Genomic DNA, 13,578 nt, shown 5'->3' on the forward strand with positions numbered 1-13,578 from the left:
ACTCTCTTATGGTACAATAACTCATCATGAATGCAAGGAGATAGAAGCCATGATGGGTCGCAAGGAGCCTCAATAAAGAGTTTGACAATAAAACATGTGTTTGATAGGCTTTTAAAGCAAATATTGAACAACACCCGCCCCGCCTCTGCAGGCTTCGGCCGTATACGCGCACCCGGTGGGTTACTCTTTCGGGGGCTTTATCGTGAAATACGATAAAGCCCCCTCTTTCTATCGAAGAGCAGATGGACCTCCTTGTGTCCCGTGGTATGGCTATCCCGGACCGTGTCCGCACATATCAATTACTACAGGATCAGGTAAGGTCAAATCTTTATTTATTCTTGACTTTTGGCTCTCCGAGCCGTCTTTTGTCAAGAATAAAGATTTGACCCCGTTCTCCCATGCCGCCCTTCTGGTAATGTGGGCTCAAGAGGGGGGCAAGAGAATAAGGGAGACCGACATGCGTATGGTCATTTCTAATTTTTGACCGCTTCGCTTCTTGCTGAATACCCATAAGTCTTCGGAACAAAATATTCTCTAAACTGATTGTTAAAATAGTCATCGGTCATTCCGGCAATAAAATCGACAACCATGCGCTTGCCTTCGGTGTTGCTGCGATATTTCGAGGGCATTTTGTAAATGTCCGATGATGAATTTTTATTTTGCAGATCTTCACAGTATTTCTCGAACAGCAACCGATATATTTTTTCAATCTTGTGACTCTCCGTTTTTATTCTCGGGTCGAAATATATTCTCCGATAATTGAAGTCCTTGAGAGCCTTTAACGCGAGGAATATCTCTTCGCTAAACGATAAGTGATCTTTGTTGTAGCTCTGCTCCGTCAGGTCCAGGATCAGTCTGTTAATGATCTTGTCGTTTGTGTCGCCAAGGACGTCGGTAATTTCATCTGGCAAATCTTCTCGTTGTAGCAGATTCAATGTAATAGCATCCTCAATATCCCTGCCAACATAGGCAATAACATCCGCAACACGCACGACACAACCCTCCAGTGTCATGGGTACTATCTTTTCGCTGAAACCATCTTCACGAAAACAGTTGCTCAATTCCTCTTCAAAATGATCCCAGGTCTTGTCATATGCGGGCTTATAGTCTTTCATTACCATTTCCCCGTTATGAGCCAATATTCCGTCAAGCACCTGTAATGATAGATTAAGCCCTTCACCTTCCTTTTCGATCTCGGTAAGAAATTTCACGCTCTGCGCGTTGTGACAAAAACAGCCCAAACTATGTTCCTTACAGAGGGTATCAAGAATCTTTTCGCCATCATGGCCATAGGGCACGTGACCCAGATCATGACCCAACGCGATTGCCTCGATTAAATCTTCATTCAACCTCAGGAAGCGCCCTATAACGCGTCCTATCTTCGAGACAAATTGTACGTGCAGAACTCGGTGAGTAATGTGGTCATGTTCAAAAAGGTAAAATACCTGAGTTTTGTCAATATACCTTGAATAGGCGAGCGAATGAATTATCCTGTCGGTATCATGAAAGAAAATAGGTCGTATATTTTCTCTATCGGGCGTCGGTTCTCTTCCCGGATATTTTCTTATCCCTTTGGAACTCCTGCACGCATACTTTGATAAGGCCCATCTTTCCCTATTCACATTGTTTATAACAATCTTTGAAAATACGGAAGAATTTTTCATGCTGAACATTCCTTTCCCGCTTAAAATATTTATGAGCCTGAAGCAGACGTTAGGCCCTTTTGTCAGAGGTTCTACGGAGAGTCAATTTTTTATAATCTCGATACCATGGTCTATTCGTTCATCGCCTCACGTTCAAACAGCCCCGCGTTTCTATAGATTTACGGCCGTTCCAACAATTCTTTGCGCTGAAGAATCCATCACACAGCCGCTAGCCCGAATCTTTTCATCAACGTATTGAAGCTCATATTCACTAAAACGCTATTGTGGGGGATCAGTACGTACTTCCAGGGCTTGCCGCCATTGCCGGTGGTAAAGTTTGTCGCGTTCCCGCAGTAATGAAGGGCGGCGGCCGTTTTTTCACGTACGTCGGCGGTCTCCATGTCGCCCTCCTTCTTGGTTTCTATCATGTAGATTGCATCGCCCGTTTCCGCGACGAAATCGGGATTATACTGTCTCGTATTGTGGCTCCAATATATCCTGAACTGCCGTGCCGCAGGCCTCAGCCACTTGAGGACCTCCTTGTCCTGTTCCAGGATCACGGCAAAGTCTTTCTCGGTCTTGGAGTCGAATTTATAGAGGTTGTGGCAGGCTTTTCTGAAGCCGGTGAAGACTCGGGTGGGGATGGCGTTGGTGGGAATTATGGTCTCCGTATAATGGTGGATGGCGTCAGACCTGTATTTGGAGAAATTATGTTCTTCGATTCTCGAAAAGGGCTTTACTACCGGCGTCTCAAAAACAGGTGATTCATGATAGAAATGCTCCCTCATCTGAGCATAGATATACCGGCCGATTTCGTTTTTGTGGAACTGGACGACGTTCATGACGTCCTCATCGGATAAGTATGTACCGAGCTTGCCCGTAGCCTCTTCCGCCAGTTTGAACAGGAGGTCCGATTGCGTATCATAATCTATTTCGGAATAGTTCATCAGCTCATTCACAATGATTCTTCCCGGCGAATCCGTGACTATTCTGCCTTTTCCGATGACTATATCGAGGCCGTTTTCCTGTTCCCTCAGCTTCTTTACGAGGATCTCCTCTGAAACGGGCTGATAGTTGAGGCTCCGTGTATCGAGGTCAAACACATGGTAACCTGATTTTGTTTCACCCTGAAGGATCATGATCCGTGGAATCTCGATGATGTTCTTGGTGAATTCCTCTACCGCGGCTTCATAGACCTGCTCCACCTCGCGCATCATTTCGGCGGCAAACAGATAGGGCTGCGGGGCGTAGGTGATCTTCTCTTTTATCTTCTCAATGGCAATCTTTTTGATCTCCTCGTTCTTCAACTCCTCTATGCACTTTACCGACCTGCTCATATCGGGGAGGGTTGAGAGGATCACCTTTCGCATATCGAGGCCGATCTGGGCTTTCTGTTTTATTTCCGGTTCGGCGATTGCATCGATCCTTTTCTGTTCTTCCTCCAGTCCTTGTTCGAGTGTGGTCGGCGCGGTGATCGCCTCTTTCGGCCGACTCAGTTCTTCTTCATCTATGGTGATGATGTTTTCCCTTTTGATGATCGAACCGGGTTTATTGGCTTCGTCAACGATCTCCTGGAACCTGTCGTGGGCCACAATGGTGAGTTTATCCACTTTGTCGTTGCCGGTCAGTTTGCCATAGGGCAGCCTGAGCCCCCTGCCGATAGTCTGCTCGCGGAGCGTCGTGGATGCCGCGGTCCTGAGCGGGATGATCGTATAAAGGTTGGTCACATCCCACCCTTCCTTGAGCATATTCACGTGGATGACAATTTCTATTTTGTTGAGAGGGCTTTCAAGGGATACGAGCCTCTCGATATTGTCGTCCTTTTCGCCGCCGGTCTGGTTGGAATGGATCTCCATGACTTTGTCGGCGTAGTTCCCGTCAAAGAAACCCTTCGAGGCAATCATCTCCTTTAGTTTTCCCGCGTGGTCGGTGTTCTGGGAGACCACGAGCACAAAAGGCCTGACGGGATTTACCGACGCGTTCCTCGCGAATGTGTCGAGGGCGACCTTTGTGTCTTCATGGAGGCGGATGCCGTCCTCCAGCTTGATCCTGTCGACCTCTTCAGGGCTGTAGCGGGACGGATCGAAATCTCTTCTTGTGGCTACCGCGGGCTCTTTCACGAAACCGTCCCGGATGGCCTTCGCGAGGGAATATTCATAGACCACATTTTTGAACTTGATGGCCCCGCCATTGCGCTCCACCTGAGGGGTCGCGGTCAGCTCCAGGCCAAGAATGGGGTTCAGTTCATTGATGACCTCCATGCCCCTGTCCGCGCGGTAGTGGTGGGATTCATCCATGAGGACCACCAGATCGTCAAGGTTTGTGAGGTAATTGAAATAGGAGTCCCCCAGGTATTCGCTCAGCCTTTTGATTTTGGGAGACCTGCCGCTTCGCGTCTCCGCGTTGATCTTGCCGATATTGAATATATTGATGTGGGTTTCATATTTGAACAGCTCCCCCTGGCGGGCCTCTTCGTAATTGTCACCTGTAATGATTCTGGGGCGCCTGTGGACGAATTCGCCGATACCCTGGAATACGTATTTGGGACTCGACGTATTGTAGAAATCCTCGATGAGCTTATTGTAGACGGTGAGGTTGGGAGCGAGGACGAAGAAATTCCTTATGTTCTTGGCCAGGAAAAGATAGGAGATAAAAGCCCCCATCAACCTGGTCTTACCCACCCCTGTCGCCAGAGCGAAGCACAACGAAGGAAAGGTCCGCTCAAAGTCGGAACAGGTGGGGCAGAGACTTTTCACCTTCGTAAGCTCCGCCTCCAGATCGGCGCCCTTCTGAAGGGCGAGCCTGTCGGCAAGGTCTGTGAGGATCGCGAGGCTTTCCTCCTGTGGGGAACGCAGGCTTAACCGGTTTCTGATGGAGTTGGCGATCCTATTCATGCTCATCCCCCCGGAGCTTCATCTCTGTTTCGAAGGTTTCTCTCTCCCACTGACGAAAATTCGTCCGCGTCAATTTTGAACGCAGTGTGTTCATTTTTGGGAAAAAGGTTTTGCCAATTCCGAGAAAGGTCACTCATCGCCGCTACCTCCCCCCTTGTCAAAAAGTGTGGGCTGATTGCGAGGTTTCTTTCTCCCGGCTCTTGGCGACTCTGCTTCTGCCTCATCATGACATGCAGCTTCCGGGAAATCGGGCTCGACAGACATGTCGGCGATGTTGAGGCTGTAGTCTTCCTTGCCGAATTCACAGCGCCCGAGAAGCATCTTTGGAATCTTCTTGACCGTGATATTGGCATGCCTGTCGGCACAGGCTTCCTGGAAAGCCTTACAGCAGATCAGGAGGCTTTCGCCCGGTTCCATCTCCTCGTGGATGCGGTCCAGGTACTCGATGGTAACAAAATTGGTGGTGGTAAAAATGTAATCCTTTTCGGTAGACCTTCCCTGCTTCCAGTACAAGGCGTCGTCGGGATTATAGGTGAAGCCCTCGTGCCTCGCCATGGCGGAGGCGAGCATGACGGCATTGTACTCCTTGCTTATGATCCAATTGTCCCATGTGTCTCTTTCGAGAAGGGACGGGGCAAGGCGGAAATAACGGAACCCGCCCCCGCCTTTCCAGTCAACAGCCTTCGTGATTCCGCCGGGGTCCTCCCCATCGATAACCTTTTTCATGCGGGGGATAATGTGGCTGTGGCAATGCTCGCCCAACTCCACCATGATCCACCTGCGGCCCATCTTGTGAGCCACGGCACCAGTGGTGCCCGAGCCGGCAAAGGAGTCGAGGACGATGTCGCCGGGCGAGGATGCAATTTGAAGTACGCGCTCTAATAGCTTCTCAGGCTTCGGGGTATCGAAAGAAGATTCTCCTGGAAATAACACTCTCATTTCATTCTTGGAGCTGCGATTGCTTCCTACTTCATCTTTCTTCCACAAGGTTCTTACTACTAGATCAGAGACTTCGTTGAGATACCGTTTGATGCTTGGTCTAGCGTCCCCTTTGGGGCCCCACCAGATACGCCCATCAGCATCCAGTTCCCTAAGCTTATCCTCCGAAATTCTCCAGAAGCGGCCGGGCGGCGGCGAGAACTCCCTGCCCGTCGGCCCTTCGACAGAGTATCGCCCTCGGGAGTAAGGTTTGTTGGCATAAGGATCTCCCGGTAACCACGGACCTCTAGGATCATTGTCGGGATTGGAATAGATCGAGTTTGACTCTTCGGTTCTTGGCAAACGTCGTGGAACCCAATCTGGATTCTTTGAATAGACAAGAATGTAGTCATGGTCCGCAGAGAACTGCCTTGCTGAATTCCTAGGAGAATCCGCTTTCTCCCAAATAATTGAAGCGACGAAATTCGTTCTTCCAAACAGCTCATCGCAGATAACTTTGAGATAATGGACCTCGTTGTCGTCAATCATGATCCAAAGAGAACCTTCGTAGGTGAGCAAACCCGCAAGGAGCATCAAACGATCTCGCATTAGGGATAGCCAAATAGAATGTTCCAGTCCATCGTCATAATGCTCAAACGCACTTCCGGTGTTATACGGCGGGTCGATAAAGACACATTTCACCTTCCCCGCAAACTCCTGCTCCAGCGCCTTCAGCGCCAGCAGGTTGTCCCCAAAGATGAGCCGGTTGTCGAAGATATCCTTCTCGCTCACCCGTTGCGGCGCATGATATGATTTCTCCGGGTCTTCGAGAAGAATCCGCGGCTCCAGCTGCGGCCTGTTCTCCTTTCCAATCCACGTCAATTCCAGCTTTTGCTTGTTATTGGCCACTGCGGTCACATATGATTGCCGCCATGGGGGCCGGCGTCGTGGCTGTCTTGAAATATCTTTTCTATCTCGGGCTTGATTTCCGGCAGCTCTTTCGTTGCCACTCCCCACACAAGGGCATAGTCAATCCCGAAGTAAAGATGGGCAATCTTGTCCCTCATTCTTGCCATATCCTTCCAGGGAACCGACCGGTGTCGTGATCTTACCGATTGGGGGATATTTTTGGCGGCTTCTCCTATATTCGTAATCTTCCAGACAACGGCGCTCTTTGTCTTCTCGTCCTCCAGGAAGGCCGCATAGTCCATGTGGGCAATAAACTTTCCGATATCGTCGATGGCCTTCAGAATGTCCCTGAGAAAGAAGCCATACTCTCTGGTCATATGTAGACGGCCTCTTTCAGGATGCGCTCCCTAAGCTCGGGGCGCAACGCCTCTTGCCTTACGAGGTCGACTTTCCTGCCAAGAAGCCGGCGTAAATGCTCCTCTATATGAACGAACCGCAGGAGACCGGGAACTTCTTCGAACTCTACGAGAATATCAATGTCGCTTCGCCTGTGCTGCTCATCCCTCACGAAAGAGCCGAATATCCCTATCCTTCTGATTCCGTATCTTCCGGCAAGCTTCGCCTTGTTTTTCTCAATGATCGCCTTTACTTCATCAAGGGACCCTGCCATCTCGTCCTCCCGTCATTCTGCATCACCCTATCCTCCATCTTATCAGGAAGAGTTCCTTTCTTTCAATCTTTTGTTTCAGACGTGCTTCGATCTCTTCAATGAGCCGGTCTTTCTTCAGATCGACCTCATCCTGTGCCTGATAGAGGTTCATACGGAGACTGTTTCTCTTTTTTTCAAGTACTTTGATAACTCTCTGAGCTTCCACTTTTTCAGCCAGGCCGGGGAGCTTCTTTGCCTCCGTCTTCCTGAATTTGATCTCCTTGTCCAGCTCTTTCAGCTCTATTTCAAGGCTGCTTTTGACGTCATCCGCCCATTTATCGAGCTTTCCCATTTCCGTATCGAAAAATCCCGCATTGCGCGCACCGATAGCCTGGAGAACTTCGCCTTCCAGCCTTTCAGTCATTTGATTGATCTGATCCCTAACCCCGTTTTTTACCGACAGCTCGCACGGGTTGATCGTAACGGGCAGGGAAAAAAACCTCCGGCATGTGTCGGCATCAAGCCCTGCTCCGTCATCGCAGAATCCGCAGAACAGCAGCTCGTCTTCGGACTCGAAGGTGTTGACCGTGAGGTTGATTACGGAGAGCCAGCCTGCTTTGCCCATAAAAGGCTCCAGTATAGATATTTTTTTCGGGGTGGTGGAATAGTGAAAAGTCAGCTCCTCGTGGGGCAGCGACAGAGACCTGCACTTGCCGATAACATGCTGGGCCAGGGGATGGCCTACCCTGTAGATATTGGCATCTTCGATGTTTTTCCCTATCCGGTATGGCCCGGGGTGGATGTTCTCTTGAGGGAAAGGGTTTTCCCGGAGCGTGAAGGAATGGTCCTCCGAAGAAAAATCCGCATAAGGGGCAAGGTAATAACGGGTCAGCTCCCAGAGCCAGTTCTCATATCGTGAGAGATAGTCCTTGCTTTCCCGGAGATTCACCCTCAGTTTTTCATGAACTTCCTCGTCGAAATTCTCGAGAAGGGATTGCCTCGTAATATTCATCGTCTCATCGATCTCAGCTTCCATTTCCTTCTGCAGGGCGTCGAAGGCGCCCTGTATCTCTTCCTCGGTACGGCAGTCCTGGTAAATCTGAGCGATGCGCCTTTCGAAATCGACGCCGGATTCGATGGTCCCGAGCACCTCGTCGCTCGCCCCGAAGACCCCCTCAAAGAGGCCGAACTTCTCGGATAAGAGCTGATAGACCCTCTGATCGGCTGCATTTGTTTTATTGAGAAAGTTTACCACGACCACATCGTGCTTCTGGCCGTACCGGTGGCAACGGCCTATTCTCTGCTCGATCCTCTGAGGATTCCAGGGCAGGTCATAGTTCACCACAAGAGAACAGAACTGAAGGTTTATGCCTTCCGCTCCCGCCTCCGTGGCTATCATGATCTCCGCCTCATCCCTGAAGTAATCGACGAGGGCGGCCCTCATGTCGGCGGTTTTCGAGCCGGTTATCCGGTCCGTCCCTGCGTGCTTCTCCAGCCAGCTTTTATAGATCCGTCTGGAATCGGCATCATTATTGGAGCCGTTGAAAAAAACGATCTTACCCGCATGTTCCGTCCTGTCGAGTATCTGTTTCAGGTATTCCTGAGTCCTCGTAGATTCGGTAAAGATTACCGCCTTTCTCGCAGCCCCTTTCTCCTCCGCCAGGACAAATCCTTTCTTAAGAGCCGTGAGCAGCACTTCCCCTTTTGAATTCTTCCGGATGGATTTTGCCAATGCATGGAAGGCGGCGAGAGAACTCATCTCCTCCCTCATATTCTTTACATCTTCTTCAGTATATTGGGGCCTTTCCTCACCTGCCTGTGCCTCGGCCTCCTCGTCGGCCCACTCGTCCTCGACCTCTTCAATGGTCTCAAAATGCTGAAATAGAGACTCCTCAAGGGGGGTGGCCGGTATTTCATATCCCTTCACCATGGCTTCCAATCTCTTCGAAAGCGACTCGAGGGTGGCGGAAATCGCGTAGGTGGAGGAGGCAAGAAGCTTTCTCAGGATAAGGGTCATCAGCTGCCGCTGACCGGAAGGCAGGGCATAGAGGCTCGGTCTCTGGAGGTATTCGGATACGAGATTATAGAGTTGCTGTTCGTTTTCAGTGGGGTAGAACTCCTGAGTTATGGGAGTGCGGTTTGTATATTTGATATATTCCAGAACCTGCCTTCGAAGGGTCCGCTGACAGATCGGTTTGAGCCTGGATTTCAGGTCCGAGAAATCCTCTTCCCCTGTGAGTCTTGAATACCGGCTCTTAAAACTCTTTAGGTCGCCGAAGGCGTAATCGTCGATGACACTCACGAGGCCATAGAGCTCCAGGAGGGAGTTTTGGAGGGGCGTGGCAGTGAGCAGCACCTTCGGCGCATGGGCGACCGCTGCCTTGATGGTATTCGCGATCCTGTTCGTAGGTTTATAGACATTTCTCAGGTGATGCGCCTCGTCGATTACGATAAGGTCCCAATTCACCTGTTTGATATATGCGTCTTTACCCCGGGCGAAATGATAGGAGCAGATAACGATCTCGCGCTGGTCGAAGGGATTGACATGCCCTTTTTTTATCTCCCGGTTAAACGATTTCGTTTCCAGTATCAGAGAGGGGAGAAAAAACTTGTCCGCCAGCTCCTGATTCCACTGCTTGCGAAGGCTTGAGGGCACGATGATGAGGAGCTTTCTCTTTCTCTCAGCCCATTTCTGTGACAGGAGTATGCCCGCCTCGATGGTTTTCCCCAAGCCCACTTCGTCCGCAAGAATAGCTCCTTTCGAGAGAGGGGAGCGAAATGCAAAGAGGGCGGCCTCCACCTGGTGAGGGTTAAGGTCAACCTGGGCATCGGAAAGGGACGCCGCCAGCTTCTCGATGCTGTTCGACGAGCACCGCTTGGTCAGTTCGTGAGCATAGTATTTGGCGTGATAGGGGGTCAGCTGCATGTGTTCGATTAGAGCCGGTTTAGTTATATGTCAGCGCCAAGGAGAAAACCAACCGTCAACCCTTTATTGCGGAACCATTCCTTAATCGCGCTTTTGTTACCTGCAATTACGGTATCGATTTCACTGCTCCTCGGTGACCTCCACATTTGCCACTGCAGTAGCCTTTCCAGGATGGCCTTTATCTTCACGAAATCCATTTCGCTTAAATCCCGATAGAATGGCTTCTCCTTTTCGTCGCTGTCGTGAATATCGAGTTTCGCGCATACTGCATCACGGAATATTTCACACCAAGCCATCATCGATTTCGATGAGAAAAGTCGTTCCAATCTAATTTGGTTTTCGTCGTGTGGACCAGCCTTTTGGTCCCAAGAACATAATACCAAATCGTAAATTTGATTTATCAAAGCCTGAATGTTCTTGAATTCTGCTTCTCTCTTATATTTTTCAGAAAGCATGTCATCCGATACAGGATCGGAATACAAGAAACACGCAAAAATAGACTTGGACAACATGTCTACCGTTATGGGCTGTTCGTTTGAACTTCGGTTACTTACAGATATTAAATCTTTTAGCTTGTTATTCTCGTCGTCCAGAACTGAATTGTATAGATAACTTCTGAATCGCCTATTCCGCTCTGCTCTGGTAAGAGATGCATCCTTCTGCTCAAGAAATTCGAGAAATCCTGTTTCATTCTTCACCTGTATGTCCTCGCGATTCTTATACTCTTCAAAATCATTCCCAAATTGTTTTCCGAGCTTAAGAATCATGATTGACGAGAAAAATCTTGTTTGGGCAAACTTATCATGGGCTGAAATGTTTGCTTGATTCAGAACCCGCACGTCTGGATCAATATATATTTTGCACTCAAAGGTTCGTCTTCCTCCCCAGAGAAGAGCTGCAGCTTTGTGCTGTCCATCAAAAAGTAAAATTCTATTATTTACGACCCTGCCTATGGAAGGTTGGAGAACCGGATAAGTCTGGAAGTGGCGATACATTTCAAACACTTTTTCCAAAATCAAGTAACGCGGCTGCAAACCCACCTTGTCATCATCGTCATCGTCGCTATTCAGAATTTCCATGGGAAGATTACCATAGAAGTACTTCCACCCCGTTCTTGGGCATTCTTGGATATAATAATTACCTGCAAATGAATGGTTCGATAACTTAATATCTTTTCCACGAATTTCGGTATCCACCGGTTGAGCGTAGGTCTTAAGATCACCTTTTTCCTTCAAGTATTCCAGAAGATGGCGTAACGTCAAGCGGTCTCCCGTCAAAAAAAAATCCTTCAAACGCAATTTTACCCTATAATCCTCCAGCGGCAGCATTCCTTTTGATTTGTTGTGGAATTCACACATAGGCGCGATGTTATCCAATTCCGAGAAACCGCCAAGGGAGTGAGCTTTTATATGGTCAAAATGCACCTTTTCGGCATCGGTTATGGTATGACCGGTTGCAAAACAAACCCTACCATGCCGATTAAGGATGATTTGTTTTTCTTCATCATTGAGCTGTCTCTTCATGGTGATTGCCATATAGATTGCCTCCGCCCAAATTTATTCAGTGGATTTTATACAAACATATAATCACATGTTTACCGGTTATTAACAATGCCAAAAAGATGTTACTGAATCGATATCTTGGGCGATAGAGGTATGCTGGCAGGCTCAAGGGCCAGCCGCTTAAAGGGTGTTTGGTCGCCGCAAGCATAGCACATTTATGGGTGGTTCGTGAGGACGATACAGGAAAATCAAAAGGGATCAGCCCTTGACACGAGAATTTCCCGGATATAATCAGGCAGCCTGACGTGGGGCATTTGTGACGTTATTTAAATTGATGCCGTGAGGGACAGTCATTAAATTATTAAATTGTGATATCAAGGACCGGCTGATATCTCTGCACTATCGATATTTTGAGAGATCGTAATTTATCCGATACGGACAAAACAAGACGGCTTCTGATTTATGAAACAGCTATACTCTTTGTGTGCTGGGCCTCATGCTCGGATAATTTATAGTCGGTTTCCTGATGGCCCTTTCCTCAGGAAATTCCTCCTTTAAACGTTAACCGGCTCTTTTAGGCTGTTTCTCCTGTGCTTTCTTTTCCTTCTCTTTCTGTTTGTCGGAACTCTGTTTCTGTCCTTTTTTCTTGTCCTTCTCGCTCTTGTCTCCCATTGCCTTTCTCTCCTGCGTTAATTTTGTTTGTATACGCTTTTTCAAATGTAGCCTTATAAACAGCTTTTGTCAATGTAACCTTGGCATTGAAGAAGCTCCCCCCTTTTTTTAGAGACGTAATTTAGCCGCAGATGAATTGAGAGAAAAACCGGTAAAGGCTAGTATAGGGCCCTTTTTTGCCGCGGATAAAGGCGGATAACGGCGGATGAAGGCATAAACCATAGAAGAAGATAGTAGGATGGGTTTACCGGGCCGGCGACACTGCCGCCCCGGTACTCTCCGCCCTGCGGGGCGTGAGAGTGTTGCCTGTCCGAAGTCTTGGGGACCCGTTTTCCCAGTCCCTGCAGCGCCCCCGAGCTCCCGGGCAGTTGTGTCGAGAGTTCTCTTAATTTACTGAATTGACTTAGGCCTTGACTTAGTTTATATTTCAAGTATGAATAAGGTAAACGTACATGATGCAAAGACACGACTGTCGGAGCTTTTGAATCGGGTGGAGGGAGGCGAGGAGATTACGATCGCCAAAGCAGGACGGCCAGTGGCCCTCCTGGTGCCCGTGCGTGAGAAGGCTCAAATACGCACTGCCGGAACAGCGAAAGGCAGGGTCGTGATCGGAAAAGATTTCGATGAGCCTCTTCCGGAGTCAATTCTTCGAGATTTCGAGGGATGATATTTCTTCTCGATACCCATGCGTTTCTCTGGTGGATAACAGACAGCCCTGAACTGTCTCCAAGGGCCTCGGATCTAATCGCGAATCCGGATAACGAGCTGTATCTTAGCGCCGCTTCGGGCTGGGAGATAGCAATTAAAGTGCAAATAGGCAAGCTTCACATGGCCGACAGGCCCGATCTCTTTATCCCCGATCAGCTTTCCCGAAATGCTGTCCGCTCGCTCCCCATTCAGATGAGCCATGTCCTTCACGTGGGGAGGCTTCCGCCAATCCATCGCGACCCCTTCGACCGCATTATAATCGCTCAATCGATTATCGAAAAAATGCCCATTATCACGAAAGACCCCGATATCAGAAAATATAAGGTAAAAACGTTCTGGTGACCCGGCCTTCGAATCAAAGGCCTTTATCTGCGGCTAATTAAGCTTTTGATCTTGAACTGAGGCGTAAGGATTATACCGAGATTACCGCTCCCGCGGTTATTTTACCTTGAAAAATCAATATCAAAAAACGATATTTCAAGGCTAACTCCAGGGGAAAGGCGATTTGTCATTGCTCAGCCGGCCACTGATTGAGGCCTTTTTTGCCGCAGATAAAATCGGATAACGGCGGATGACGGCATAAAACAATAGAAGAAGATAGTATAATGGGTTTACCGGGGCGGCGACGGTGCCACCCCGGTACTCTTCCGCCCTGCGGGGCGTGAGAGTGTCGCCTGTCCGAGGTCCGGACAGGCGACTAGCACTTCTTCTTCATCATCCGCCCTTATCCGCCCTTATCTGCGGCTAATTAAGCCTT

At 49.0% G+C, this 13,578-nt stretch carries 9 protein-coding genes; 2 read left to right on the plus strand and 7 right to left on the minus strand.

Annotation, left to right across the window (positions count from 1 at the left end):
- Window positions 1–473 precede the first annotated feature (473 nt).
- From VGJ94_06755 to VGJ94_06785, 7 genes are all read right to left on the minus strand, one after another.
- The gene (locus VGJ94_06755; protein HEY3276304.1) at window positions 474–1,673 is read right to left on the minus strand and encodes an HD domain-containing protein; all 1,200 of its coding nucleotides are present in this window, start codon (window positions 1,671–1,673) and stop codon (window positions 474–476) included.
- Between the two features lie 188 nt (window positions 1,674–1,861).
- Window positions 1,862–4,537, minus strand: coding sequence for a DEAD/DEAH box helicase family protein (locus VGJ94_06760; protein HEY3276305.1), 2,676 nt, complete (start codon window positions 4,535–4,537; stop codon window positions 1,862–1,864).
- Window positions 4,538–4,666: 129 nt separating this feature from the next.
- Window positions 4,667–6,364 carry a site-specific DNA-methyltransferase gene (locus VGJ94_06765; protein ID HEY3276306.1) on the minus strand — a complete coding sequence of 566 codons (1,698 nt, stop codon included), beginning with the start codon at window positions 6,362–6,364 and terminating at the stop codon, window positions 4,667–4,669.
- A gap of 5 nt (window positions 6,365–6,369) precedes the next feature.
- Entirely contained in the window at window positions 6,370–6,741 is a 372-nt protein-coding gene (locus VGJ94_06770) for a DUF86 domain-containing protein (protein ID HEY3276307.1), read from the minus strand.
- A complete protein-coding gene (locus VGJ94_06775) occupies window positions 6,738–7,034 on the minus strand; it encodes a nucleotidyltransferase family protein (protein ID HEY3276308.1) in 297 nt (98 codons plus the stop codon). Before VGJ94_06775 ends, VGJ94_06770 begins: the two co-directional genes overlap by 4 nt.
- Before the next feature lie 22 nt (window positions 7,035–7,056).
- Window positions 7,057–9,939 carry an SNF2-related protein gene (locus tag VGJ94_06780; protein ID HEY3276309.1) on the minus strand — a complete coding sequence of 961 codons (2,883 nt, stop codon included), beginning with the start codon at window positions 9,937–9,939 and terminating at the stop codon, window positions 7,057–7,059.
- A 23-nt stretch (window positions 9,940–9,962) separates the two neighbouring features.
- Window positions 9,963–11,474 carry an HNH endonuclease signature motif containing protein gene (locus tag VGJ94_06785; protein HEY3276310.1) on the minus strand — a complete coding sequence of 504 codons (1,512 nt, stop codon included), beginning with the start codon at window positions 11,472–11,474 and terminating at the stop codon, window positions 9,963–9,965.
- Window positions 11,475–12,546: 1,072 nt separating this feature from the next.
- On the opposite strand from VGJ94_06785, the gene VGJ94_06790 reads away from it, so the two are divergent.
- Both VGJ94_06790 and VGJ94_06795 read left to right on the plus strand, forming a co-directional pair.
- A complete protein-coding gene (locus VGJ94_06790) occupies window positions 12,547–12,780 on the plus strand; it encodes a type II toxin-antitoxin system Phd/YefM family antitoxin (protein ID HEY3276311.1) in 234 nt (77 codons plus the stop codon).
- Window positions 12,777–13,163, plus strand: a complete 387-nt coding sequence (locus VGJ94_06795; GenBank protein HEY3276312.1) for a type II toxin-antitoxin system VapC family toxin — start codon at window positions 12,777–12,779, stop codon at window positions 13,161–13,163. Before VGJ94_06790 ends, VGJ94_06795 begins: the two co-directional genes overlap by 4 nt.
- Window positions 13,164–13,578: the final 415 nt, after the last annotated feature.

Source organism: Syntrophorhabdaceae bacterium (assembly GCA_036504895.1).
Taxonomy (GTDB): domain Bacteria; phylum Desulfobacterota; class Syntrophorhabdia; order Syntrophorhabdales; family Syntrophorhabdaceae; genus PNOM01.